This window comes from Rhizobium pantanalense (assembly GCF_030182525.1).
In the GTDB taxonomy this organism is placed as follows: Bacteria; Pseudomonadota; Alphaproteobacteria; order Rhizobiales; family Rhizobiaceae; genus Rhizobium.
On the sequence record NZ_JAQJCH010000001.1, the window covers coordinates 478055 to 502133 of the forward strand.

Here is a 24079-nt window from a genome sequence, read left to right on the forward strand (position 1 = left end):
GGGCTGAGGAAGGTGAATCGCATGAAGCAATGGATTTCGCTGCAAGCCGAACTCGGTAACTTTCAGCAGCGACGTGCGATTTTTATTTTCGCGCTTAAGATGAGTTTCGTCGCCGTCATCATGTCGCTTGCCATCATCCTGGTGCTGCTTTTGGTAATGCAATGGCTTGATCTTCTGCCGCTGCCGATTTTCGAGGCGATGCGTTTTGGTGTCTTGCTGGCATGGATCATCGGCGGCACTGTGTCCGGTGCGCTTGCGGTGCTGGCAGGTTTTTCCATCCACAGGCTCGCCGTCTCTCGTGCCGAATTCGAGCGGTTGAGCCGCACCGACATGCTGTCCGGTCTGCTCAATCGCCGTGCCTTCACCGAGGCGTTGAATATGGCTGGAGATGGCACCTCGCTGGCGATTTTCGATCTGGATCGGTTCAAGGCGATCAACGATCGTTTCGGGCATGCATCCGGCGATGCGGTGATCGTTGCGGTGTCGCGGCTATTTTCCGATGCCTTCACCGGAGAAGACGTGATTGCACGGCTTGGCGGTGAGGAGTTCGGCGTCATCATCCATGGCGGTGATACGGCGGAGCGTATCGCGCGTGTTGAGGGAATCAAGGAGCAGATCGCCGAACATTCGATCGCCATTGAAGGCGGGTCGGTCAAGATCACCATTTCCGCCGGGATTGCGGACATCGGCGCGGATCGCAAGACGGAGACCGTCTACGCCGCCGCCGACAAGGCGCTTTATCTTGCCAAGACGCTCGGCCGCAACCGTGTCATGCACGAGCGCGAGCGTCTGTCGCAGGTCTGGCATCGCTGCGCCACGGAGCAGGAACAGGAGGCAACGACGGATGTCAGGGAACTGCAGCGCTATATGCAGCGGATGTGAAGCGTTCATGCGCCATTGATGCTTGCGCGGGAGGCGACTATTTTGCATGGTCTGACAAAGTATTAAACTGGAACAGTCATGCTACGCGTCACTTCCTATCTGCCGGCCGGCACTCCTTCTTCCAATCCGATCGATCGTGTCGTCCTGCCGCATGATCTCAGGCATCTGCGCCGCAAGCTCCTACATCTTGAAAATGGCGAGATGGTCATGCTCGACCTCAAGGAGCCAGTTTTGTTTGCTAGCGGCGATCTGCTGGTGCGCGAAGATGGCGAGCTGATCGAGATCGTCGCCGCCGACGAAAAGCTTTTCGAGATCCGCCCGCGCGATCGCAAGCATCTGATCGAGCTTGCCTGGCATCTCGGCAACCGGCATCTTTCCGCTCAAATCGAGGAGGAGCGTATCCTGATCCTGCGCGACCATGTGATCCGGGCCATGCTTGAGGGGCTGGGGGCCGTCGTGACCGAAGTCAGCGAGCCTTTCCAGCCGGCGCGCGGCGCCTATCACTCCCATGGCAGCCATTCGCATGGCCACGACCATCATCATGGCCATGACCACGGGCACGATCATCACAACCATTCGCATGATTGAACCGTGATGACCAACGCGGTGGTTTCGGATGATGGCGACCTGCAGGCCCTGCTGCGGCTGATGGCATGGCTGTCGCCGGCGTTTCCTGTGGGATCGTTCGCCTATTCCGGCGGTCTGGAGCGTGCGGTGCATGACGGCCTGGTGCGCGACAGCACCGGCCTCAGCAATTGGATTGCCGCGCTCATTGAGCATGGCTCCGCGTGGAATGATGCAGTGCTGCTTGTGGAGGTGCACCGGGCGGGCGCAGATGCGCAGCGGCTTGCGACCGTTGCGGAACTTGCCGAGGCGCTGGCTGGCTCGAAGGAGCGGCATAACGAGACCATGCTGCTTGGAGATGCCTTTTTTTCGGCCGCCGCCGCCTGGCCGCATGCGATCTTTTCCATGCTTCCGGCAAGGACGGCTTATCCGGTTGCGGTCGGCGCCGTCGCAGGTGCGCATGGCATTGCTGCCAAGAAGGCGGCTGCCGCCTTCCTGCATGCGCTGGCATCGCAGATGGTATCCGCCGGCATTCGGCTTGGCGTCGGCGGCCAGAAAGATGGTGTCGCCATTCTGGCGCGGCTGGAAGGTCTCTTTGCAGACGTCGCGCAACGAGCCGCTCAATCCAGCCTCGACGATCTTGGCGCTGCGACCGTACAGGCCGATATTGCGAGCCTGCGGCACGAAACCCAGGGCACGCGGCTCTTCAGGTCATGATGGGCGTTACAAGGAAGATATTGAAATTGAGGCATCGCCTACGTCATTCGCCTCTGTGCGGCCGCCCGACGCTTAGCTATGCTATCACTTTATCGGAGTTGCGAGCATGAAATCGAGACATGGACCCTTGCGCGTTGGGATCGGCGGCCCGGTCGGTTCCGGCAAGACGGCGCTGACGGAGAAGCTGTGCAAGGCGATGCGCGAGGACTATTCCGTCGCCGTCGTCACCAATGACATCTACACGACCGAAGATGCGGAAGCACTGGTGCGCATGCAGGCGCTGCCTTCGGATCGCATTGTCGGCGTCGAAACGGGCGGCTGCCCGCATACCGCGATCCGTGAGGATGCGACGATCAATCTGCAGGCCATTGCCGGCCTGAACGAGCGCCTTCCTGATCTTGATGTGGTCTTCATCGAATCCGGCGGCGACAATCTGGCGGCAACCTTTTCACCCGATCTCGCCGATATTACCATCTACGTGATCTCGGTATGCCAGGGCGAGGAAATCCCGCGCAAGGGCGGCCCTGGCATTACCAAATCCGACCTTCTCGTCATTAACAAGAAGGATCTGGCGCCTTTTGTCGAGGTCGATCTCGAGGTGATGGATCGCGATGCCACCCGCATGCGCCAGGCACGCCCCTTCGTCTTTTCCGACATGAAGCGGGGGGAGGGCGTCAGCAGGATCGTTGACTTTCTAAAGGAACAGGGCGGCCTTTGAGCCGCCCTGTCATTATCCACACGTCTGCTGAGGCTGTTCTATTCTGCTGCGAATGGCGGCAGCTTTAGTACGTTGGTGCCCACAGCCCTGTTTCTTCCATCCTTGTTTTCGATGGCCTCTAGCCGCTCTTCCAGATTGGTGAGCGACTGGCGGTTTTCGTTGACGGCGACAGCCAGGCCTTCCTTGGTCACGACCTCGTCGTCCGCATCCTTCTTGCCGACAAGCCTACCGAAGAGGTAGCCGAGCAGGCGGGACAGGTCGTCCATGATCAGGAAGAAGGACGGCACGACCACCAGGCTGAGTACCGTCGAGACAATGATGCCGCCGATCACGGCAATCGCCATTGGTGCGCGGAAGGAGCCGCCTTCGCCGACGCCGAGAGCTGATGGCAGCATGCCGGCCGACATGGCGATCGAGGTCATGATGATCGGGCGGGCACGCTTGCGGCCGGCTTCGACCACTGCTTCCAGCCTCGGCATGCCCTGGTGCATCATCTCGATGGCGAAATCGACGAGCAGGATGGCGTTCTTCGTCACGATGCCCATCAGCATCAGAATGCCGATCATCACAGGCATCGAAAGCGCGTTGCCGGTCATGATCAAGGCCAGCGCCACGCCGCCGATCGCCAATGGCAGCGACAGTAGAATGGTGAAGGGCTGGATCACATCCTTGAACAGCAGGATAAGCACGGTCAGGACGAGGAGAAGGCCGAGCAGCATGGCATTGCCGAAACTCTGCTGCATTTCCTTCTGGACCTTGGTATCGCCGCTTTCGGCCAGATGCACGGTTGCCGGTATCTGGGCGCTGTTGACGATATTGAGGAAATGTTCCGATGCCGTATCCAGCGCCACGCCCTGCGGCAGGTCGGCGCCGATGGCGACGACACGATAGCGGTTGTTGCGCTTGATGGAGGAGAGGCCCTCCGAATAATCGATGTCCGCCACACTCGACAGCGGCACGGTGGTGCCGGTGGACGCCTGTCCGGTGGTGCCGGTGGATGTCTTGATGCGCAACGCACGGATCGCGGCCAGATCTCGGCGCATGCCGAGTGAGGCCTGAACGCGGATCGGGATCTGGCGGTCGTCGAGCGAGATCTTCGCAAGTGAAGCGTCGATATCGCCGATGGTTGCCACGCGAATCGTATCCGAAATCATCTGTGGCGTTATGCCAAGGCGTGCCGCCTCGTCCTTGCGCGGGAAGATCTGCAGCTCGGGCCGCGGCAGGGCGCCGTCGGCGCTGACATTGGCAAGGGCCGGATCGGCGCGCAGCTTGGCTTCCAGAATGCCGACTGCCTGATTGAGATCCTTTTCGTTGCGCGAGAGGAAGTTATAGGTCAGGTCGCGGTCGCCACGATCGTTCAGCTTGGTGATGCGGACGTCGGGTATCGAGCGCAGCTTGGCAAAGACTTCCTTTTCGATCTCCCATTGCGGGCGTACGCGGCCATGGACGGCAACCTTCGGCAGATGGGGACCGATGACCGGGATCGCGCCGAGAACGTCGTTCACGAGCTTCTTTGTCAACGACTGATCGAGCTTGCCGAGTGTCAGCGTCACGGTGGCGCGGCGCAGTTCCAGATCGCCCTTCGGCGAGGCGCCGCCGAGTACGAAGACGCTTTCAACGCCATCGATACCCTTCACGCGCCGATAGATCTCGTTGGTTGCCTGTTCCGTATCATCGAGCCGGGCGTTCGGCGGTAGTTCCGCCGACAGAACGATACGCGAGGAGTCTTCTGGCGGGATGAAGCTGCCGGGGACGAACATGATAAGAGCGAAGACCGAAACGACCGAGAAGGCGAAGGCGGCCAGCAGCGTCGGATAACGCGTGTACCACTTCTTCGTCGTCAGCCGCACCAGCCAGCTATAGCCACGCATGAAGCGGCCGTCATTGTCGTGGTGGTCCTCGACGCCGTCTTCGGCACGCATCAGATAGGCGGCCATCATCGGCGTGATCAGACGCGCCACCAGCAGCGAGAAGAACACCGAGAAGGCGACGGTCAGGCCGAACTGGATGAAGTACTGCCCCGGAATGCCCGGCATGAAGGAGACGGGCACGAAGACCGCGATGATGGTGAAGGTCGTCGCAATGACCGCCAAGCCGATTTCGTCTGCAGCGTCGATGGCGGCGCGATAGGGCGTCTTGCCCATCTTGATGTGGCGCGCGATGTTTTCGATTTCGACAATGGCATCATCGACGAGAATACCGGTTGCCAGCGTCAGCGCCAGGAAGCTGACGAGGTTCAGCGAGAAGCCGATCTGGTTCATGATCCAGAATGTCGGGATCGCGGAGAGCGGCAAGGCAACCGCCGATATGAGCGTCGCGCGCCAGTTCCGCAGGAACAAGAAGACGACGATGACGGCCAGTATGGCGCCTTCGATCAGCGTGTGCATCGCGGATTCGTAGTTGCCATAGGTGTAGTAGACGGCATCGTCGATCATCTCGATCGAAACGTTCGGGTTCTCGGCCCGCACCTTGTCGAGCGTATCGCCCACCGTCTTGGCGACCGTCACTTCGCTGGCGCCCTTGGCGCGGAAGACGCCGAAGGTGACGACGGGCGTGCTGTTGAAGCGGGAGAAGGATTTCGGTTCCTGATAGGTATCCTTGATGGCGCCGAGATCGGAGAGTTTTACGAAACGGCCGTTGGTGAGCGCGATCGTCGTATCGGCTAGCTGGGCGACATTGCGGGCATCGCCGAGCACGCGGATCGCCTGCTCGCTACCGGCCACCTGGCCACGGCCGGAGCCTAAGTCGATATTGGTGCTGCGCAGCTGCTGGCTCACGGAAAGCGCGGTGATGCCATAGGCATTCAGCTTGTTCGGATCGAGCTCGATGCGCACTTCGCGGTCGGCGCCGCCGTAGCGATCGACGCGGCCTATGCCTGCCTGACCCTGGAGGGCACGCTTGACCGTGTCGTCCACGAACCAGGACAGCTCTTCCAGCGTCATGTTCGGAGAAGAAACCGCAAAGCTCTGGATCGCCTGTCCCTCGACATCGACCTTGGAGACGATGGGCTCATCGATCGTCGAGGGCAGGTTGCCGCGAATGCGGTCGATAGCATCCTTGGTATCCTGAACCGCCTGCTGCGTCGGCACTTCCAGGCGGAAGATGACGACCGTCTGCGATTGACCGTCGGTGACGGTCGACTGAATCTCGTCGATGCCGTTGATGCTGGCGACAGCGTCTTCGATCTCCTTTGTCACCTGCATTTCGAGTTCGGCCGGGGAGGCGCCGCTCTGCGTCACTGTGACGTTGACGACAGGCACGTCGATATTCGGAAACCGGGTGATGGGCAGATTGAAGAAAGCGTGCGCGCCCACGACCATCAACAGGAAGAAGCCGAGGAGCGGGGCGACCGGATTTCGGATGGACCAGGCGGAGAAGTTCATCTTGTCGTTCTCGCTCAGTTGGAGGCTTGCGACGCGTCGCGCACAGGCGTGATATGGTCGCCGTCGCGAACATAGGCACCGGCCTTAGCGACGACCTCGTCACCAGCCTTGAGGCCCTTGAGGATCTCGACATAGCCTGCGTCCTGAATGCCGGTTTCGACGCTCACGAACTTGACCACGCCGTTTTCGACCTTGCGGGCGGAAGAACCGTTTTCCTCGCTGTTGACTGCCGTCAGCGGCAGCGCAACGCCATCTTCCTGGCGAATGATGATCTCGGCGCTGCCATACATGCCGGCGCGAGCCTTCTCGCCTTCGTCGATCGTGATATGCACCGCGCCAAGGCGGGTGACGGGATCGACGATCGGAGCAACGAGACGGACCGTTCCGGCAAGCTTTTCGCGGCGGCCTGAAAGCGCGATCAAGGCCTTCTGTCCGCTCGTGATCTTGGTGATATCGCTCTCGGACACATCGACCACCAGTTCGAGCTGGCTGTCGCGGATGATGGTGAAAAGTGGATCGCCATTGCCGTTGGCGATGGCGCCGACGCGGGCATTGCGCGAGGCGACGGTGCCGGCGACGGGGGTCTTAATGCCCGTTCTGGCAAGCTTGAGGTCGGTATCGGCGATCTGACTGTCGGTAACCTTCAGATCGGCCTCTGCAACGGCGATCGCCTGCTCGGCGGAAACGACGCGCGCCTTGTTGGCAGCGGCTGCGGCATTCGCCTGTTCCACCGAGGAGGTCGACATCGTGCCCTTGGCGCCCATCGTGACGGCGCGAACACGCTGCAATTCCGCCTCTTCGGCATTGGCGCGGGCTTCGGTGAGCTGAGCGTGCAATTGCGCAAGGCTTGCTTCGCCCTTGGCCCGCGTCGCCTGCATCTGGCTCTTCTGCAGAATAAGAGCATCATCGTTTAGCGTGGCAAGCGTGCTGTTCGCGCTCACCTTGTCGCCGACATCTGCGTTGAGTGAGCGAATGGAGAGGCCATCCACCTGCGGCTGGATGTAAACCTCCTCGACGGCCTTCACCGTGCCGGTCGCGACGACCTTGTCGGTCAGGTGGCGCATCGTGGCTGTGGTGATGACGATTGCGGGCAGGTTCTGTTTCGGCGCGGTAACCGGGGGCTCTTCTGCCAGGGCGGCCGGTGCGGCCAGCAGGGAAAGCAGGATGGCAGTCGTGCTCAGAAGTCTAAACGGCGTGAAGGCCATGCGTTCAGTTCCAGTTCGGCATTGATCAAAGGGATTTCGCTGTTTTCCGTCGCGAACAAGGGGAATTACTGCATGCGAGCCGGCTTCCCCGGCGGATGACTGCATAATTCCTTAAATCGATTCGATTTAAGGAATTATGCAGCAAATTTAAAGTGTTACAGCGACCTTTGCGCGTCATATCTGACGCGCGGCGCTGTAATATCCGTCCGTCATGCCTTGCAGATCCTCATCCTAAAATTGCCTTTGTAGATGGGAGCGGTTTTCAATTCTCGCAAGATCACGAGAAAATGATTTCGCGGGCATTTCTATCGTTTACAACCATGCGAAGCAATCACGGCATTGTGATGTCAGTATTCGAATAATTGATAGCCGAGGGCTTTTCAGGCAATTGCTGCGAGAAAGCCAGCCTTTTGTTGCCGCTGTTACAAAATGAAAAAAACGCGCGAGGCCGGAAACCTCGCGCGTTTTCGTCTCTGTGAGTGCTCCGAGCTTATTTCAGAGCAGCGTCCGTGATCTCATGCGTATAGGCGCCGGACGGCTTCTTGTTGATGATCTTCTGATCGAGCAGGGCTTCGACGGTGCGGTCATAGGTCTTCATGTCGAGCTTGCCGTTGCCGATCAGCTTGGCGACTTCGCCCGCCATGCGCTTCTGGTGGTTTTCATCCTGGCCACCATTGTCCATGACGATTTCGGCGGCTTCATCCGGATGCTCGACGGCATATTTCCAGCCCTTCATCGAAGCGCGGACGAATTTCACCATGTCGGCCTTGAACTTCGCATCCTTCAGCTTGTCTTCCTTGACATAGAGGCCGTCTTCCAGAAGGTCGTTGCCGAGCTTCGTATAGTTGAAGACGGTCAGGTCTTCGGCCTTGAAGCCGGCATCGATCGCCTGCCAGTATTCGTTATAGGTCATGACGGAGATGCAATCGGCCTGCTTCTGCACGAGGGGCTGCACGTCGAAGCTCTGCTTCAGCACGTTGACGCCATCCTTGCCGCCGTCGGTCTTGAGGCCGAGCTTGTGCATCCAGGCAAAGAAGGGATATTCGTTGCCGTAGAACCAGACGCCGAGGGTGTGCCCCTTGAAATCCTTTTCCGTCTTGACCGGACCGTCCTTCGGGCAGATCAGCTCCAGACCGGATTTTTCGAAGGGCTGGGCAATATTGATGAGCGGCACGCCCTTTTCGCGGGCGACCAGCGCTCCACCCATCCAATCGACGATCACATCGGCGCCGCCGCCGGCGATGACCTGCTCCGGAGCAATATCAGGCCCGCCCGCCTTGATATCGACATCGAGGCCTTCTTCCTTGTAGAAGCCCTTGTCCTTGGCGACGAAGTAGCCGCCGAACTGAGCCTGGGCCACCCATTTCAGCTGCAGGGTCAACTTATCCGCCGCCATTGCGCCCTGGGTGGCGGCAAGCGTCATGGCACTTGCCATCAATGCAAACATTATTTTTTTCATGTCTTCACCCTTTCCCTCTGAAGTTATGCCTTGATCCCTTGGAAGGGATCCTGGATTACGTCTGCCCACCACGGATAGACGGATGCCAGAACGTCACCATTCGTTCAACGATGGCGACGATACCGTAGAAGACCGAGCCGGCGATCGCGGCAACCGCGATCTCAGCCCAGACCATATCGAGGTTCAACCGGCCATTTTCGGTTGAAATGCGGAAGCCCATGCCTGACATAGGCGTGCCGAAGAACTCCGCCACGATGGCACCAATCATCGCCAGGGTCGAGTTGATCTTCAGCGCATTGAAAATAAACGGAGCGGCGGCCGGAAGCCGCAGCTTGAAGAGCGTCTGCCAATAGCTCGATGCATAGGTGCGCATCAGGTCGCGTTCCATGTTGCCGGCAGCGGCAAGGCCAGTCACCGTGTTCACCAGCATCGGAAAGAAGGTCATGATGACGACGACGGCCGCCTTCGACTGCCAGTCGAAGCCGAACCACATCACCATGATCGGCGCGACGCCAATGATCGGCAGGGCCGAAACGAAATTGCCGATGGGCAGCAGACCGCGGCGCAGGAAGGCGAAGCGGTCCGCGAGAATGGCGACGATGAAGCCGCTGGCGCAGCCGATGATGTAGCCGATCAGGACAGCGGTGAGGATCGTCTGGCGGACATCGATCCACAATGTCGGAATCGAATTGGCGATCCTGGAGCCGATGGCACTCGGCGGCGGCAGCAGAACCAGAGAAACGCCGGCGCCGCGGGTGACGGCTTCCCAGATGATCAATATCCATATGCCGAAGATCGCCGGGATCAGCAGCCGCAGCGTATAGTTGCCGGCGACCGAATGCGAACGCATCGACGACAGGACGGAAACGCAGCGCCACGCCAGCAGCCATGAAGCGGCAATCAGAATGAAGAAAGATAGCTGTGCTTTGCCCTCATTGCCGGAAATTCCCGCGAGCAGCAGCCATGCCGCCGCATGCGCGCCGAAGAAGAGGGTCGCCGCGCTCAGGTCCGCAGATAGGCGCATGAAGGAAAGGGCGGCCGCTGCGGCAATCAGAATGAAGATGACGAAGATTGTTCCGCTGCTGACTGGTGGCGCGGCATCCGCTGCAAGCAGCGGCAATGCAGGGATGGCGGCAAGACAGAGAAGAAGTGCAAGAATGCCCTGCCAGGAGAAATGGAAGGATCTCATGCGGTTCTGCCTCCCATCGAACGGTCGACGATGCGAGCGGCGATGCTGACGATACCGACGAGAACGGCCGCGAGCACAGAGCCGGCGACCAAGGCGGCCCATATGTCGATCGTCTGGCTGTAATAGGAGCCTGCCAGAAGCTTCGCGCCGATGCCGGCGACCGCGCCCGTCGGCAGCTCGCCGACGATCGTCCCGACCAGACTTGCGGCGATGGCGACCTTCATCGAGGTGAAGAGGAAGGGGATCGAAGCCGGCACGCGCAGTTTCCAGAAGGTCTGCCAGCTGCTGGCATTATAGGTGCGCATCAGATCGAGATGCATGATCTCCGGCGAGCGCAGGCCCTTCGTCATGCCGACGGTGACAGGGAAGAACGACAGATAGGTGGAAATCAGCGCCTTGGGGATCAGCCCGTCTATCCCAAGCGCACTGAAGACGACGATGATCGTCGGCGCGATGGCGAGGATCGGAATTGTCTGCGACGCGATGATCCAGGGCATCAGGCTGCGGTCGAGTGCGACGAGATGAACGATGCCGACTGCAAAGAGGACGCCGAGAATCGTTCCGAAGGCAAAACCGACCGCCGTCGGCGCCAGCGTCACCCACGCATTATAGACGAGGCTGCGATTGCTGGTGGGTACTCGCAGGAAGGTGTTTTCGAAGACATTCTGCGCAACCTGATGCGGAGCCGGCAGGGTCGGCTTCGGCTGCGCCAGCGTCTTGCCGATGAATTCCAGCGTCGTCGGGCTGACATTGCCGCGCCGGTCGAGATCGCGCTGGAATGGTGCGTTGAGGATAATAGCGAAGACGTACCACAGCAGGATGATCGCCAAGACGATCGTCGTGACCGGCAGGAATTTGTGCCTGAAGAACTGTTCCCTTTTCATGTTCATGCCCTTCCTTGCGCGGGAAGCAGCATGAGGATCATGGCGACGATGCCAAGACCCACGCCGGCAAGCTGCTGCAGGCTCAGCCGTTCGCCGAAGACGATGAAGGCGATGACATTGACGACGACGAGCTGCGCGATGGAGGAAGCGGAGATCGCCAGGCCAAGCCCACCCTCGCGCATCAACCGCACCATCATCAGATTGCCGACGCAGTAGAGCGCCAGCGACAGGATCAAGACCAACATATTGTTGTTGGCGATATAGGCACGCGATGCTGTGGCACCACCAATGAAGATCGCCATCGCACCGAAAAGCCAAAGGAGGAATTGCGGGTTCATGACCTGATCCTATTCCTCGTAGCTATGTCCGGCCCGCAAGCCTTCCCGGACGCGGTGGGCGATTTCCAGGAATTCCGGCGTTTCGCGAATGCCGAGCGGCCGCTCCGTCGGTAGCGTCGATTCGATGACATCGGTGACGCGGCCCGGCCGCGGCGACATGACCACGATCTTCGTCGAGAGATAGACTGCTTCCGGTATGGAGTGGGTGACGAAGCAGATGGTCTTGTTCGTTTGCTTCCAGAGTTTCAAAAGCTGTTCGTTCAGGTGGTCGCGGACGATTTCGTCAAGAGCGCCGAAGGGTTCGTCCATCAGCAGCAGATCGGCATCGAAGGCCAGTGCACGGGCGATCGAAGCGCGTTGCTGCATGCCGCCGGACAGCTGCCAGGGGAATTTGTGTTCGAAGCCGTTGAGATTGACGAGTTCCAGCGTCCGGGCGATGCGCTTGGCCTGCTCCTGCTTGTCGTAGCCCATGATTTCAAGCGGCAGGGCGATATTCTTCTCGATCGTGCGCCAGGGATAGAGCGCGGCTGCCTGGAAGACGTAGCCGTAGGCGCGGGCCTTGCGCGCGTCTTCCGGCGACATGCCGTTGACGGAGATGTCGCCTGATGTCTTGCGCTCGAGATCGGCAATCACCCGCAGGAAGGTGGTCTTGCCACAGCCCGACGGACCGATGAAGGAGACGAAATCGCCCTTACGAACATCGAGATCGACATTGCTCAGCGCATGCACCGGCCCGTCATTCGTATTGTAGGTGAGACAGAGATTCCGCGCGGAGACGACGGAGGAAGCGGATGACGTCATTAACACCTACCAGTCCTGTTTTCGCCGCATGTTTGAGGCGGATTGCGTGTTATTCTGTTTGGCATTGCCGCAGTCCGGAGAGGCGAGAACGCCATGCGGCTGCTGGACAGAGGGGAGCAATGCCATGAGTGTCTCATCGAAGCCTACCTGCCATATCGTGAGGCCCGGCAGCACCTATGCCGGGAAACAGGGCTTCAGCTATTTCGAAGGGATTGCCGCCGAAACAGTGGGCTCGACGGGGATTTGCATGCATCTTTTGACCATCCCGCCGGGTGCCCGCGCCAAGGCGCATCTTCACGCCTTGCATGAGACGGCGATCTACGCAATTTCCGGCGAGACGCATTGCTGGTTCGGCGATCGGCTGGAGGAGCATGTCATCGTGCGCGAAGGCGAGATGTTCTATATTCCGGCCGGCGTTCCGCATCTTCCAGCCAATCTCAGCGATCGGCCGGCGACAGCGATCATCGCCCGCACCGATCCGAACGAGCAGGAAAGCGTCGTCCTGCTGCCGGATCTGGAGCGATATGTGCCGCGCTAGAGCCGTTTCGCTTTTCTTCGAATTGCGAAAATGCTCTATCTCTTTTTTACGCAGTTCCGGACGGAAAACCACTACGCACTTTTCCTGAAATTGCTCTAGGCGGCCGATGAGCCGAAGCGCCGGGCCCAAGCGTCATACCCCGCTTGCGGGGATGCCGCCGCGCTCGACCTTGCGCGGCGCAGTGACTTCTTTCCAGGTCGAAAGCGCACGGTTGACGGCGGTGAAGGGATCGCGCCTGACGAACTCGCCGTGGCCCTCCTTGGTCTTCACCGTGCCTTCCTCGATGGCGACGACGCCGCGCGTCAACGTGTAGCGCGGCAGGCCGGTCACTTCCTTGCCTTCGAAGACGTTGTAATCGATGGCTGACTGCTGCGTCTTGGCGGTGATGGTCTTCGAGCGCTTCGGGTCCCAGACGACGATATCGGCATCGGCACCGACGAGGATCGCGCCCTTCTTCGGATAGACGTTAAGGATCTTGGCGATGTTGGTGGAGGTGACGGCGACGAATTCGTTCATCGTCAGGCGGCCGGTGCTGACGCCATGGGTCCAGAGCATCGGCATGCGGTCTTCGAGTCCCCCGGTCCCGTTCGGGATCTTGGTGAAGTCGTTGAGACCGAAGCGCTTCTGCTCGGTCGTAAACGCACAATGGTCAGTCGCGACCACCTGCAGCGAGCCGGAGGCGAGGCCGGCCCAGAGGCTGTCCTGATGCTGCTTGTTGCGGAAGGGGGGCGACATGACGCGGCGGGCGGCATGATCCCAATCCGCATTGGCATATTCGCTTTCGTCGAGCGTCAGGTGCTGGATCAGCGGCTCGCCATAGACGCGCATACCCTTCTGGCGGGCGCGGCGGATGGCTTCATGCGCCTGTTCGCAGGAGGTATGGACGATATAGACGGGCGAACCGGCCATATCGGCGATCATGATGGCGCGGTTCGTTGCCTCGCCTTCGACTTCCGCCGGGCGGGAATAGGCATGCGCTTCCGGGCCGTTATTGCCTTCGGCCAGCAGCTTTGCCTGCATCTGCGCGACCACGTCACCGTTTTCCGCGTGGACGAGCGGCAATGCGCCAAGCTCGGCGCAGCGCTGGAAGGAAGAGAACATCTCGTCGTCATCCACCATCAGCGCGCCCTTATAGGCCATGAAGTGCTTGAAGGTGTTGATGCCCTTGTCACGGACGATGGCTTCCATCTCGTTGAAGACCTGCTCGCCCCACCAGGTGATCGCCATATGGAAGGAATAGTCGCAGGTCGCGCGGGTGGACTTGTTGTCCCACATGGTCAGCGCCTCGAGCAGCGACTGGCCGGGCGAGGGGAGCGCGAAATCCACCACCATCGTCGTGCCGCCGGCAAGGGCCGCGCGCGTACCGCTCTCGAAATCGTCGGAGGAATAGGTGCCCATGAACGGCATTTCGAGATGCGTGTGCGGATCGATGCCGCCAGGCATAACGTAGCAGCCGGACGCATCCAGCACTTCGTTGCCCGAGAGATTCTGCCCGATTTCGACGATCTTGCCGCCTTCGATCTTCACATCCGCCTTATACGTCAGGTCGGCCGTGACGATGGTTCCACCCTTGATGACTGTGCTCATGGTGTTTGTTCCCTGTTTTTGAGATTCTGACATCCTCGGCGCCCCCTCATCCGACCCTTCGGGCCACCTTCTCCCCGAGGGGAGAAGGAGATTTCTGCCGTACCTTCGATGTCAAACAAGAGCCGATCAGCGAAGACCGTTGTTCCCGCCTTCTCCCCTTGGGGAGAAGGTGCCCGAAGGGCGGATGAGGGGGCATGGTTCGAATATGTCACTCGCTTATTTCCCCCGTCGGCTTGATCGCAGGATAGAAGCGCAGAATGTCGTCTCTTTCGAATATCCGTCCGTCAAGTGCAGCCAAAATCGTCTCAAGAACCGCTCGCCGCTCGCTGGTGATCTCATGATTCCAAAATCTCAGCACCGAATAGCCATGCATGTTGAGCCCACGCGTACGAATGGCGTCAGAAGGGGATCTGGCATGTTGGAAGCCATCGATCTCGACGATCAGCGATTTATCGCGACAGAGGAAATCAACCACATAGGGACCGAGCGGAATCTGTCTTGCAAATTTGTGTCCATTCAGTCGGCGGTCACGCAGATCGCTCCAGAGGCGATATTCTTCCTCGGTGTTGGTTTTTCGAAGGCGGCGGGCTTGCTGGGTTTTGCCGGGGCGGCGTTTGGTGATGTCATTGTTGTCCGGCATCGGTAGTGCCCCCTCATCCGCCCTTCGGGCACCTTCTCCCCGAGGGGAGAAGGGGATTTTTGCAGCACCTTCGATATGAAACAACAGTCTTTCAGCTAATCTTGCGTGCGTGAAGCTGACAATCGCAGCAAATCCCACCTTCTCCCCTCGGGGAGAAGGTGCCCGAAGGGCGGATGAGGGGGACTGTTGCGCGAGGGGCATCATTCTCACGCCACGATCTCCGCCGTCTCAACGACTGCGTGGAACAGCACATCCGCTCCGGCGGCTGCCCATTCCTTGGAGATTTCTTCGGCCTCGTTGTGGGAGAGGCCGCCGACGCAGGGGCACATGACCATCGTGGCCGGAGCGACCTTGGCGGTCCAGCAGGCATCGTGACCGGCGCCGGAGATGATGTTCATGTGGCTGTAGCCGAGTTTTTCAGCGGCGTTGCGCACGGAGGTGACGAGCTTGGGATCGAAGGTGACCGGCTCGAAATGGCCGATGGCTTCGATCGAGCAGCCGACGCCAAGAGCATCGGCGATCTTCTTGCCTTCGGTTTCGATCTTGGTGCGCATACGATCGAGCTTTTCCTTGTCCGGCGTGCGGATGTCGACGGTGAAAACCACCTTGCCGGGCAGGACATTGCGCGAATTCGGCGAGAAAAAGACCTGGCCGACACCTCCGACGGCGCCCGGCTGGTTTTCCATCGCGACGCTCTGCACCATCTCGACGATCCGCGACATAGCAAGTCCGGCATTGACGCGCATGGCCATCGGCGTCGAGCCGGTATGGGCTTCCTTCCCGGTCAGCGTGAATTCCAGCCACCAAAGGCCCTGACAGTGTGTAACGACGCCGATCGTCTTGTTCTCGGCCTCCAAGATCGGGCCCTGTTCGATATGATATTCGAAATAGGCATGCATCCTGCGCGCGCCGACTTCTTCGTCGCCGAGCCAACCGATGCGCTTCAGTTCCTCGCCATAGGTCTTTCCGTCGGGATCCTTGCGGCCATAGGCATAGTCCAGTGTGTGCACGCCGGCAAAGACGCCAGAGGCGAGCATGGCCGGTGCGAAGCGCGCGCCTTCCTCGTTGGCCCAATTGGTGACCACGATCGGATGCTTGGTTTGGATGCCGAGGTCGTTCATCGTGCGGACGACTTCGAGCGCAGCGAGCACGCCGAGGACGCCGTCATATTTACCGCCGGTCGGCTGGGTATCGAGATGCGAGCCGACATAAACGGGCAGCGCATCCGGGTCGGTGCCGGCGCGGGTGGCGAACATCGTGCCCATCTTGTCGATGCCGACGGTCAGGCCGGCCTTGTCGCACCAGCTCTTGAAAAGGCTGCGTCCTTCGGCGTCGGCATCGGTCAGCGTTTGACGATTGTTGCCGCCGGCAATGCCGGGGCCGATCTTCGCCATGTCCATCAGCGTATCCCAAAGGCGATCGCCATTGATACGCATGTTTTCTCCTGGCGCTGCCACCATGATGCAATCCTCACCTGTTTGTCCTGGGGCACGCAAGGTGCATGCCCAAAATTGTTCCCGTTGGTCTTATTCCAAATTCCCGAGCGTCGTCTTGTTTTTCTTGCCCGGAAAATCGCCAGTTGCCTTTAAGAAACATCTGACCGATAATTTGACCGATTGGTAAACATTACAACTTCCGTGGCGCGGCTCAAGACGAAAAGCACGAAAATTTCCGATAAAATTTCAGACGATTGCCTAAATCCGATGCATCGACAGGGTGAATGAGAGCTCGGCCGAAAGGCTTGGATTTCAAGGAGAAACAGAGCAGACATGGCCATTCCCAGAGCCGCCAAGACACAGCGCCGCACCCGTATCCAGGAAGAGAAAGAGGAAATTATACTGGAAGCCGCGCTGGACGTATTTTCCGTCAGCGGTTTCCGCGGCTCGACCATCGATCAGATCGCCGAAGTTGCCGGCATGTCAAAGCCCAATCTGCTCTACTATTTCCGCACCAAGGAGGCGATGCATCGGGCCTTGATCGACCGGGTGCTGTTTACCTGGCTGGAGCCGCTGCGCGCCTTCGACGCCAACGGCAATCCCGAAAGCGAGATCCGCTCCTATATCCGTCGCAAGCTCGAAATGGCACGCGATTTCCCGCGCGAAAGCCGGCTTTTTGCCAATGAAATGCTGCAGGGCGCGCCGCATGTGGAGGACGAGCTGCGCGGACCGCTGAAGGCGCTTGTCGACGAGAAGGCCGAGGTCATCCGCGCCTGGGCTCAGGCAGGCAAGATCGTCAAGTGCGATCCCTATCACCTGATCTTCTCGATCTGGTCGACCACGCAGCATTACGCCGACTTCGACGTGCAGGTGCGCGCCGTGCTCGGCGACGAGCATTCGGGCGAGGGGCGCTTCGAGGACGCTGCCCGCTATCTGGAACAGCTTTTTGTCGACGGGCTTCGGATTCGTCAGGGCTGAGCGGTGGCTCATCCTTCGAAAGTTTGCGCCTAACATAAAAGGCAGCCGCAGCAAGCTGCGGCCGCCTTTTGAATGCCTGCGGATATACCGTTATTATTCTGCCGCCTGACGCGCCATCGGATTGTTTGGATGGGTCGTCCAGTTGGCGTAGTTCGGATCGACCACCTTGCCGGTGCGTTTGTCGAGGGCGCCAGCGGGCAGTTCTTCCATGGTGATGCAGTTCTCGACCGGACAGACGTTGACGCAGAGATTGCAGCCGACGCATTCCTCTTCCATCACCTCGAAGCGCCTGACGCCATCGACCATGTTGGTGATCGCCTGATGTGAGGTGTCCTCGCAGGCGATGTGACAGCGGCCGCACTTGATGCAGGCATCCTGGTCGATCTTCGCCTTGGCGATATAGTTGAGGTTGAGATACTGCCAATCGGAAACATTCGGCACGGCACGGGCGATGATATCGTCCAGGCTGCGATGTCCCTTCTCGTCCATCCAGTCGGAAAGGCCGGTGATCATCTCTTCGACGATCTTGAAACCATAAGTCATGGCAGCGGTGCAGACCTGCACGTTGCCGGCGCCGAGCGCCAGGAATTCGGCTGCATCGCGCCAGGTTGTGATGCCGCCGATGCCCGATATCGGCAGGCCATAGGTTTCAGGATCGCGGGCGATCTCGGCCACCATGTTGAGCGCGATCGGCTTCACCGCCGGGCCGCAATAGCCGCCATGGCTGCCCTTGCCACCGACAGTCGGGTTCGGAGCGAAATTGTCGAGATCGACCGAGACGATCGAATTGATCGTGTTGATCAGCGAGACCGCGTCGGTGCCGCCGGCCTTGGCGGCGCGGGCGGGCTTGCGGATATCGGTGATATTGGGGGTCAGCTTGGTGATGACGGGCATGCGCGTGTACTGCTTGCACCAGCGCACGACCATTTCGATATATTCCGGCACCTGTCCGACCGCGGAGCCCATGCCGCGCTCGGACATGCCGTGGGGACAGCCGAAATTGAGTTCGATGCCGTCGGCTTCCGTTTCCTCGACCAGCGGCAGGATCGCCTTCCAGGCATCCTCGACGCAGGGGACCATGATCGAGGCGATCAATGCGCGATCCGGCCAGTTCTTCTTTACCTGCTTCATTTCGCGCAGATTGGTGTAGAGGTCGCGGTCGGTGATCAGTTCGATATTGTTGAGGCCGAGCAGGCGTCGGTCGGCGCCCCAGATCGCGCCGTAGCGTGGGCCGTTGACGTTGACAACAGGTGGTCCTTCTTCGCCGAGCGTCTTCCAGACGACGCCGCCCCAGCCCGCCTTAAAAGCGCGCTCCACGTTGTAGGCTTTGTCGGTCGGCGGCGCGGAGGCCAGCCAGAACGGGTTCGGAGACTTGATGCCAACGAAATTATTGCGGAGATCAGCCATATCGGTTCTCCTTTCAGGCGACTGCAGCGGCCGGCGTGGCGGCAGCGAGCGCACGGTTGATGGATTCGGCCGCGTCGCGGCCCTGTGCCACGGCCGAGACCGTCAGGTCATCGCCGCCAAGCACGCAGTCGCCGCCGGCCCAGACGCCTTCGATCGAGGTGCGGCCTTCGCCATCGATGGCGATACGGCCGGATTCCATGCGCAGCGCGCCGAGGCCTGAAGCCTCGAACGTCTGGCCGATCGCCTTGAAGATCTGGTCGGCGGCGATGACGCCGACATCGCCGGTGCCAACGAGCTTGCCGTCACGCAACTCGGTATATTCGACCTCGATCCCGGCGACCTTGCCATCCTTGTCGAGGATACGCTTCGGAGCGAGCCAATGGCGGATGATGACGCCCTTGGAGGCGGCCAGATCCTGCTCGAATTCCGAGGCGTTCATGTGTTCCTTGCCGCGGCGATAGCAGATCGTCACCTCTTCGGCGCCGAGCAGTTTTGCCTGCACGGCTGCGTCGATCGCGGTCATGCCGCCACCGAGAACGACCACGCGGCGCCCGATGGCGATATCGGCCTTGTTGCCGGCCTGACGTAGCTCGGCGATGTAAGCAACGGCATCGGCAACGCCCTCGAGGTCCTCGCCTTCAGCCCGCAGCGCGTTGACGCCGGCAAGGCCGAGGCCGAGGAAGACGGCGTCATATTGCTGGGAAAGGTCGGAGAGGCTGAAATCGCGGCCGAGAGCCTGGTCGTTCTTCACCTCGATACCACCGATGGCGAGCACGTAATCGACTTCCTTCTGAGCGAAATCGTCGACCGTCTTGTAGGTGGCGATACCGTATTCGTTCAGACCGCCGGCCTTCTCGCGGGCATCGAAGATGGTAACGTCATGCCCATTGACGGCGAGACGGTGCGCGCAGGCGAGACCGGCTGGGCCAGCGCCGATGACGGCGATCTTCTTGCCAGTGGATTCGGCACGAGAATAGAACTGCTTGTTCTCCGCCATTGCCACGTCGGTTGCATAGCGCTGCAGGCGCCCGATCTCGACCGGGCGCTCTTCGGCAGTGTTGCGCACGCAAGCCTGCTCGCAGAGCTGTTCGGTGGGACAGACGCGGGCGCACATGCCGCCGAGGATATTCTGATCGAAGATCGTCTTGGCCGAGCCGATGGGATTACCCGTCGAGATCTGACGGATAAACATCGGAATGTCGATGGAGGTAGGACAGGCCGTCATGCACGGCGCGTCGTAGCAGAAATAGCATCGGTCGGATGCGACCAGCGCCTCGTGTTTGTTGAGGCGCGGGTGAAGATCGGAAAAGTTTGCATCATATTCAGCGGGCGTGAGCCTGCCTTTATGAATCCCAGTTTCCAGTCGTCCCATTGAAGTTCCCTCTTATAGTAAACGGCTAGGACTGGAACGGTAACTCAGCTTAAAAAATTTATCAAACGGTAAAATTTTGATGGCAAAGCGTGCTTCGATAGGCTCTCCTGTGGGGGAATGAGAACATTTCGATCACTGGAATTTTTATATTAACCATTTGATTTAAATAGTTTTTTCTTCTTTTCCGTAGGCGGTTCGGAAAGGTCTGAAACATCACAATGACTGAGAGCGTCTGTCTGCGATTGGAGGGACGCCATGTCAGAGGTTGTGTTGAAATGTAAAAAGCTGATGAATTTTTTTGGATCTGGGTGGAACCAAGGCTTTCCAGCATCGTTATGTCGATGTCCTGATGATGATCGCATCTCCTGATGCACGCCCAATACGTCTCAGGACTCTACTCACGGTCCCCTCCCGATGAGTGCAAAGCAGCCAGTGCGCCGCCCTCGCACTGGCTGTTTTATTTTGTTCTCGCCGCCCGCTTCAGCGGCGTCTCAGGATTTCATACTCAGTTTCGGGAATGGTGAGCCGATAGCCGATGCTGCCGTCGTCAATGGCGAAATCTGCGCGGCCATTCATGGACGTCGGCACGACGCGCTCGAGCACCGTGCGGCTGAAGCTATTGTCCTCGAATTCATGGTCAATGGGCGCGTAGAAACGCTCAGACCAGGCAACCTCAATCGCCTTCTTGCCGTCGAGCTCGGCTTCCTTGCAATTCAGCGTGATGCTGGTGGCGCCGGTCGAGATGGCGCCATGCGAGGCGGAGTTGACGATGAGCTCATGCAGAGCAAGCCCCAGATGCACGGCAGCATTGGGCGTCAGATGCGCATTGATGCCGTAGATCGGCATGGGCACGCCTGCATCGGGCCAATAGGGGGCGAACTGCTTTTCCGCCAGTTCGAACAAATATGCACCGCGCCAGCTGGAATCCGTGATGAGATCCTGGGAATTCGACAGGGATTGCAGACGGCCGCGGAATTTGATGAGGAAATTGTCGACTGAAAGTGTGTGGCGGGCGGTCTGCGTGGCGATACCCTGTATGATGGCCAGCAGGTTCTTGGAGCGATGCGACAGTTCACGCAGCAGCGACTTCAGCACTTTTTCGCGATGGCGGCTCTCGGTGATTTCGGAGATGACGGACAACACGCCCTGCGGCTTGCGCCCGCCGATGCGTTCCATTTTCAGCTCGTAGATCCGTGCGCCGTCGCCGCTGGCGATCTCGACCTCGGCGGTTGCTGGCTTGCCGCTTTCGAGCACCCCCCGTTTCAAACGCAAAAGGTGCTCGCCATCCTTTTCTCCGAAGAGATGCGAGTCATTGCCGCCCATGACGACAGACGACTGCAGGTGTTCCGGCAGATTGTCGGCATAGCGGATCGAAAGATTTACATCCTGGAACAGGATGGACACACTGGCGCTCGCAAGCGCCCGCTCCATCAGAGCGGCTTTGCCTTCCAAGCTCAAAGGCGCGCCGGGTAATGGTTCAGACGTATTCACCGGCTTGCCTTTCACACGCATTTCGAGAACCCCGCCGATAGGGCATTCTCACTCGTAACAACTTGAACCGACCTATAGAATCGCCCCGGATAACAGTCGGTAAACCGGCCGTTTCGAACCCGAACGCCCGGTTAAAGTCTTTGTTCCGCCACGGGGTTTTCACTTGAATCAGGCGGCCACCTTTGTGGTTTCGTTAAAGAAGAGTGCCTGGCTGATGAGAGCCTTAACCATGTCTGGATTGAAAGGCTTGGTCACGAGGAAGGTTGGCTCCGGCCGCTCACCGGTCAGAAGCCGCTCGGGGAAGGCGGTGATGAAGATGACGGGTATGCTGGCGGTCTTGAGGATATCGTTGACGGCGTCGATGCCTGAGCTGCCGTCGGCGAGCTGGATGTCGGCAAGCACCATGCTCGGCTTCGTCGCATTATAGAGCGCGACGGCTTCGGCGTGGGTGCGGGCAATGCCGGTGACGCGGTGCCCGAGGCTCTCCACCATTTGCTCGATGTCCATTGCGATCAGCGGCTCATCCTCGATGATCATGATATCCGTTGCCACCTGGCGCGAGATTTCGTGGGAGGCGGTATCGAGCAGGTGCATGGCATCGCTTTCGGAGACATCGAGGATATCGGCGATCTCGCCGAGGCGGAAACTTTCGACAGATGCGAGCAGGAAAGCCTGACGCGCAAGCGGCGAGACCTTGGAAAGGTTTACGGATGCGCGCTGTTCCCAGGCGAAAGGAGAGGCTGGTTCAGGAATCTGAAGTGTCACGGAACCGAACAGCTTCGTGAACAGTTTATAGAGGGCGACACGGTCGCTGTCCGTGTCCGGAAAGATGGATATGTCGGCGATGATGGCTTCCAAAACCGCAGCAACATAGGCGTCCCCCGACGTCTGCGTTCCGGTCAAAGCACGTGAATAACGCCGCAAATACGGAAGATGCGGCGCAATGCGTGTGGAAAGTGTCATCAATGGCTCCCGCCTTTATCAAATTCTAATTAAATACAGCCCAGAGGCCGCAATGACTAACAAACGTCAGTTGAGTAAAAAAGTTCCTCTTTGCCGGAACTTTTTTTAGGCAGTCGCATTACAATGCTTACAATCGGTCGACCTCAACCTTTACGATTCGTTAGGCAACTGTTTTGAATGAGGTCAACCGCTCTCCCAAACGGGGCGTGCCTTATCCATGAACGCGAGACAATTGAGAAGCGAGCAGGCCAAATGACCATCCAGAATCACGAGGACGCAGACAAGAAGGCATCGGACCTGCGTGCGATGGATATCCTCGACCCCAACAATCAGATCGGCAACCGGCTCCGTTCGTTCTATGCCGCCATGCAGGACGAAGCCATTCCTGATCGCTTCCTGGATCTTTTGGAGAAGCTCGATCAAGCCGAACGCTTGGCTTCCGCAAAGGTCTCCGAATAGGAGGTGGCGCCATGGAAACGCAAACGAGCTTCAAGCGCGAACTTCTCGCCGCCCTGCCTAGCCTCCGAGCCTTTGCCATTTCTCTGACGGGCCGCCACGATCGAGCCGACGATCTCGTTCAGGACACGATCATGAAAGCCTGGGCGAAGCAGGATCACTTCGAGATGGGCACCAATATGAAGGCCTGGCTCTTCACCATCCTGCGTAACGAACTCTACAGCCAGATGCGCAAGAGTGGCCGTGAAGTGCAGGACAGCGACGGCGTATTCACTGAATCGATGGCGACACATCCCTCGCAATATGGCGCCGTCGACCTGCAGGACTTCCGCAAGGCATTGGATCAGCTGCCGCCCGATCAGCGTGAAGCCATCATCCTGGTGGGCGCATCCGGATTTTCCTATGAGGAGGCGGCCGAGATTTGCGGCTGCGCAGTCGGCACCATCAAGAGCCGCGTCAACCGCGCGCGCCAACGGCTGCAGGAATTGTTGGATATTTCCGGTGAGGCCGATTTCGGCCCGGATGCCACTTCGGCGCCGCTGACCTCCAAGGCATTCGCCTTCTGACAAAAAGCCCGGTCCTCCGATCGGGCTTTTCATTTTACACTCCGTGCAACTTCTCTTTTTCAGTCGCGGCCGCTTTCGTGCGGCACGCTCAGCGGCTCAATCGTCTTCGTCGCTCGATGAAAACAGGTTGCCGAAGAGGAGGGCAGCAGCAACGGCGGCGGTCATCAGCGGCTGCTTGCGTACGAGGCCGAGGGCAGCGGCTGCCATCGATTCCATTGCCAGCCGACGTTCGCGGGCTCTGCGCTGTTCCTGCCTGTCGATGATTACCATGATGACGAGCACGATCAGGCCGAGCAAGAGCGCGCCTGCCGCTATCAGCAGCGCCGAAACCGCAGCTCCATAGATCGTCGCAAGCCAGATGGCAGCCGCGACCAAAGCGAAGGCATAGGCCGTCAGCAGCAGGAGGGTGGCGATGGCAATGAAAATACCGTTGCGCTTGGTCCGCGCAACGGTGCGGTTGAATGTGCCTGACAGAAGCAGGCCGAGGATCGGAGCGATCATCCCG

General features: G+C 59.4%; 23 protein-coding genes. 8 read left to right on the forward strand and 15 right to left on the reverse strand.

What is annotated here, in order from left to right; genetic code table 11:
* Positions 1-21 precede the first annotated feature (21 nt).
* From PH558_RS02305 to ureG, 4 genes are all read left to right on the forward strand, one after another.
* Positions 22-882: a GGDEF domain-containing protein gene (locus PH558_RS02305; protein ID WP_285201955.1), complete on the forward strand. Its 861-nt coding sequence runs from the start codon at positions 22-24 to the stop codon at positions 880-882.
* A 78-nt stretch (positions 883-960) separates the two neighbouring features.
* Positions 961-1470 carry an urease accessory protein UreE gene (gene ureE, locus PH558_RS02310; RefSeq protein ID WP_285201956.1) on the forward strand — a complete coding sequence of 170 codons (510 nt, stop codon included), beginning with the start codon at positions 961-963 and terminating at the stop codon, positions 1468-1470.
* Positions 1471-1476: 6 nt separating this feature from the next.
* Complete coding sequence (locus PH558_RS02315; protein WP_285202719.1) at positions 1477-2163, forward strand: urease accessory protein UreF; 687 nt, start codon at positions 1477-1479, stop codon at positions 2161-2163.
* Between the two features lie 106 nt (positions 2164-2269).
* Positions 2270-2881, forward strand: a complete 612-nt coding sequence (ureG, locus tag PH558_RS02320) for an urease accessory protein UreG (RefSeq protein WP_095435593.1) — start codon at positions 2270-2272, stop codon at positions 2879-2881.
* Between the two features lie 38 nt (positions 2882-2919).
* On the opposite strand, the gene PH558_RS02325 is transcribed toward ureG, so the two are convergent.
* The 7 genes from PH558_RS02325 to PH558_RS02355 all read right to left on the reverse strand — a co-directional run bounded on the left by PH558_RS02325 (position 2920) and on the right by PH558_RS02355 (position 12140).
* Complete coding sequence (locus PH558_RS02325; RefSeq protein WP_095435592.1) at positions 2920-6264, reverse strand: efflux RND transporter permease subunit; 3345 nt, start codon at positions 6262-6264, stop codon at positions 2920-2922.
* A 14-nt stretch (positions 6265-6278) separates the two neighbouring features.
* Positions 6279-7469 carry an efflux RND transporter periplasmic adaptor subunit gene (locus PH558_RS02330; protein WP_095435591.1) on the reverse strand — a complete coding sequence of 397 codons (1191 nt, stop codon included), beginning with the start codon at positions 7467-7469 and terminating at the stop codon, positions 6279-6281.
* Between the two features lie 490 nt (positions 7470-7959).
* Entirely contained in the window at positions 7960-8928 is a 969-nt protein-coding gene (locus tag PH558_RS02335; protein WP_095435590.1) for an ABC transporter substrate-binding protein, read from the reverse strand.
* Between the two features lie 55 nt (positions 8929-8983).
* Positions 8984-10117: an ABC transporter permease gene (locus tag PH558_RS02340; RefSeq protein WP_095435589.1), complete on the reverse strand. Its 1134-nt coding sequence runs from the start codon at positions 10115-10117 to the stop codon at positions 8984-8986.
* Positions 10114-11001 (reverse strand): ABC transporter permease, encoded by an 888-nt coding sequence (locus tag PH558_RS02345; protein ID WP_095436336.1) that lies wholly within the window; start codon positions 10999-11001, stop codon positions 10114-10116. Before PH558_RS02345 ends, PH558_RS02340 begins: the two co-directional genes overlap by 4 nt.
* 2 nt (positions 11002-11003) lie before the next feature.
* Positions 11004-11339 (reverse strand): hypothetical protein, encoded by a 336-nt coding sequence (locus PH558_RS02350; protein WP_095435588.1) that lies wholly within the window; start codon positions 11337-11339, stop codon positions 11004-11006.
* Between the two features lie 9 nt (positions 11340-11348).
* Positions 11349-12140, reverse strand: coding sequence for an ABC transporter ATP-binding protein (locus PH558_RS02355; RefSeq protein WP_095435587.1), 792 nt, complete (start codon positions 12138-12140; stop codon positions 11349-11351).
* A 124-nt stretch (positions 12141-12264) separates the two neighbouring features.
* On the opposite strand from PH558_RS02355, the gene PH558_RS02360 reads away from it, so the two are divergent.
* Positions 12265-12678 (forward strand): cupin domain-containing protein, encoded by a 414-nt coding sequence (locus PH558_RS02360; RefSeq protein ID WP_285201957.1) that lies wholly within the window; start codon positions 12265-12267, stop codon positions 12676-12678.
* Between the two features lie 132 nt (positions 12679-12810).
* Here PH558_RS02360 and hydA read toward each other — a convergent pair whose 3' ends face one another.
* The 3 genes from hydA to PH558_RS02375 form a co-directional block, all read right to left on the reverse strand.
* The gene (gene hydA / locus PH558_RS02365) at positions 12811-14265 is read right to left on the reverse strand and encodes a dihydropyrimidinase (protein WP_285201958.1); all 1455 of its coding nucleotides are present in this window, start codon (positions 14263-14265) and stop codon (positions 12811-12813) included.
* Positions 14266-14473: 208 nt separating this feature from the next.
* Positions 14474-14992 (reverse strand): endonuclease domain-containing protein, encoded by a 519-nt coding sequence (locus tag PH558_RS02370; protein ID WP_285202720.1) that lies wholly within the window; start codon positions 14990-14992, stop codon positions 14474-14476.
* A 119-nt stretch (positions 14993-15111) separates the two neighbouring features.
* The gene (locus tag PH558_RS02375) at positions 15112-16365 is read right to left on the reverse strand and encodes a Zn-dependent hydrolase (protein ID WP_285201959.1); all 1254 of its coding nucleotides are present in this window, start codon (positions 16363-16365) and stop codon (positions 15112-15114) included.
* Between the two features lie 309 nt (positions 16366-16674).
* On the opposite strand from PH558_RS02375, the gene PH558_RS02380 reads away from it, so the two are divergent.
* On the forward strand, positions 16675-17319 hold the full coding sequence (locus PH558_RS02380; RefSeq protein WP_095435582.1) for a TetR family transcriptional regulator C-terminal domain-containing protein: 645 nt from the start codon (positions 16675-16677) through the stop codon (positions 17317-17319).
* 93 nt (positions 17320-17412) lie between these two features.
* Here PH558_RS02380 and preA read toward each other — a convergent pair whose 3' ends face one another.
* The 4 genes from preA to PH558_RS02400 all read right to left on the reverse strand — a co-directional run bounded on the left by preA (position 17413) and on the right by PH558_RS02400 (position 22552).
* Entirely contained in the window at positions 17413-18726 is a 1314-nt protein-coding gene (preA, locus tag PH558_RS02385; RefSeq protein ID WP_285201960.1) for an NAD-dependent dihydropyrimidine dehydrogenase subunit PreA, read from the reverse strand.
* Between the two features lie 13 nt (positions 18727-18739).
* Positions 18740-20098, reverse strand: a complete 1359-nt coding sequence (locus PH558_RS02390; RefSeq protein WP_285201961.1) for an NAD(P)-dependent oxidoreductase — start codon at positions 20096-20098, stop codon at positions 18740-18742.
* 480 nt (positions 20099-20578) lie between these two features.
* The gene (locus tag PH558_RS02395) at positions 20579-21610 is read right to left on the reverse strand and encodes a sensor histidine kinase (protein WP_285201962.1); all 1032 of its coding nucleotides are present in this window, start codon (positions 21608-21610) and stop codon (positions 20579-20581) included.
* A 147-nt stretch (positions 21611-21757) separates the two neighbouring features.
* Entirely contained in the window at positions 21758-22552 is a 795-nt protein-coding gene (locus PH558_RS02400; protein ID WP_095435578.1) for a response regulator, read from the reverse strand.
* Between the two features lie 252 nt (positions 22553-22804).
* On the opposite strand from PH558_RS02400, the gene PH558_RS02405 reads away from it, so the two are divergent.
* Positions 22805-23011 (forward strand): NepR family anti-sigma factor, encoded by a 207-nt coding sequence (locus PH558_RS02405; RefSeq protein ID WP_069611679.1) that lies wholly within the window; start codon positions 22805-22807, stop codon positions 23009-23011.
* An 11-nt stretch (positions 23012-23022) separates the two neighbouring features.
* On the forward strand, positions 23023-23574 hold the full coding sequence (locus PH558_RS02410; RefSeq protein ID WP_004107036.1) for an RNA polymerase sigma factor: 552 nt from the start codon (positions 23023-23025) through the stop codon (positions 23572-23574).
* A 96-nt stretch (positions 23575-23670) separates the two neighbouring features.
* Here the strand turns inward: PH558_RS02410 and PH558_RS02415 are convergent, their stop codons facing one another.
* On the reverse strand, positions 23671-24075 hold the full coding sequence (locus tag PH558_RS02415) for a hypothetical protein (RefSeq protein WP_285201963.1): 405 nt from the start codon (positions 24073-24075) through the stop codon (positions 23671-23673).
* Positions 24076-24079 lie beyond the last annotated feature (4 nt).